Below are 2,062 nucleotides of genomic sequence, written 5' to 3' on the forward strand. Positions count from 1 at the left end.
GGTGGTACTGCCGCTACGGGGTGAGCTACCGCGATCTGGAGGAAATGATGACCGAGCGGGGCGTGCCGGTCGATCACACCACGATCTACCGCTGGGTCCAGAAATACGCCCCTGAGCTGGACAAGCAAACACGGTGGTACCGGCAGGTACCTGACTGGCAGGCCAGTTCCTGGCGGGTGGATGAGACCTATATCCGGGTCGGCGGCAGGTGGTGCTACCTCTATCGGGCGATCACCGCCGGTGGCCAGACCCTGGACTTTTACCTCTCTCCGAAGCGGAACGTGGCCGCAGCGAAGCGTTTCCTGGCCAAGGCCCTCAGATCCAATGCGTCAGCCGGGTATCCCAGAGTGATCAACACCGATAAAGCACCCTCCCTAGCCAGGGCAATCGCCGAGTTGAAGTCAAAGGGAATCTGCCCGCCAACAGTGGAACACCGGCAGGTGAAGTACCTCAACAACATCCTGGAAGGCGACCATGGTCGGCTGAAGCGGATCCTCGGGCCGAAAGGTGCGTTTAAGAACCGGAAATCTGCATATCGGACGTTGAAAGGGATGGAGGCGATGCACTCATTGCGGAAAGGGAAAGGCACGATGTTTGCCTACGGGCAACCGAACCCGGACGCGGTGATCGTCAACCGGGTCTTCGAGACGGCCTGAGAACGCCCACACGCAGCGGCCATCAGGGAATGAGAAACTGAGTCTTCGCTGCTCTCCCCCCAACTTTGCAACAGCACCGCCCGGAGTGCCGCCGCCCCATGAGAATCTTCGGGACATGTTTCCCTTGTGTTCGTCGACACCGAGGACCCGGACATGGTGAAGACGATCCGGGTCACCGCCGGTGAGATGGCGGCACGCTGACAGCGCCAGGCTGCAGGCCCTCTTCCGACCGATCCCCAGCCCACGGGCGCAGGTTTTCACGCTCACGCCGTCAGTGGCCAGGCGTAGGAGGATCCATCGGGTCACCCAAGAAGTCACTGATTGCCGGTTGTCGGCGGCGTTGTCGATCGACAGGCCGAGCTCTTCCGGTGCGCCAGATCGTGTCGGCGACGATGTTCGGGGCGTCGGCAGGGGTGACGGTAGGCTGGGGCATGGATCCTGGAGTGACTGGATGCGGATGTTGAACAACTTCATCCTGCCACTGCAGGATCCTTCTACATTCTCGGCACCGACCCCTACATGTTGGGGTGATCTACCCGACAGGCTTCGCACCCGCTACGCACTCTGAAAGCCGAGGGGCCGCCGAAACTATCAGGTTTCTCTTCTACTTCGCGCCGTAACAATGGAGAAATCCCCCGGACATCTGCGACTGGTTAGGTTGTCGTTGCTCGTCGGTGTGACACTCAATCCATGTGCGCGACGAGACAATAGAGAAATTTGGAAGTGAGACCGTTATGTCCACCAAGGTATACCTCGTGGGAGAAAGAAGAAAGAAAGTCAAGTCAGTTGGGGGAACTGATACTCATGGGGAAAGCAGTGAAATACTTGCTCCGGTACCCGATGAACTACGGCACCATGATCTGAAAGGCCAGTTCTGGATCTGGGCGGGAGCTAATATCGCTCCAATCAACTGGATCCTTGGAGCACTGGGCGTCAACATGGGCCTCGGCCTGTGGGAAACCGTCGGAGTGCTCGTTCTTGGGAATTTCATCGGGATGTCAATCTTCGGCGTACTCGTCGTGCTCGGGCAGAAGACCGGCGTGACCGGAATGGTACTTTCCCGTGCTGTATTCGGCCGCCGGGGGGCCTATCTTCCGGCCGCGATCCAGGCGGTCCTCTGTGCAGGGTGGTGTGCAGTAAACACGTGGATTGTTCTTGATCTCGTCATGTCACTACTTGACAAAATCGGAATCGTCAACGCCGCCAACGACAACGTGGGACCGAAAATTATCGTTGCTGCAATTCTCATGGTCACGCAGGTTGCGATATCTTGGGCCGGGTACAAGGCGATTTCTGCCTTCGAACGCTGGACCGTGCCGCCCACTGTCGTCATTCTCGCGGTGATGAGCTTCGTTGCATGGGTTCTACTCGATGTTGACTGGGGATACTCGGGCGCATCGGCTGAT

Annotated in this window: 2 protein-coding genes; both read left to right on the forward strand. The window is 58.5% G+C overall.

Features of this window, described 5'->3' with window-relative positions:
* Positions 1 to 656, forward strand: a 656-nt coding sequence (locus CVA01_RS14640) for an IS6 family transposase (protein ID WP_141331805.1), incomplete at its 5' end; no start/stop codon positions are given.
* A 734-nt stretch (positions 657 to 1,390) separates the two neighbouring features.
* Positions 1,391 to 2,062: cytosine permease (locus CVA01_RS14650; RefSeq protein ID WP_174775654.1), on the forward strand; the 672-nt coding region annotated here is incomplete at its 3' end.

Origin of the sequence: Corynebacterium variabile, from assembly GCF_006539825.1 — a bacterium.
Lineage (GTDB): Bacteria > Actinomycetota > Actinomycetes > Mycobacteriales > Mycobacteriaceae > Corynebacterium > Corynebacterium variabile.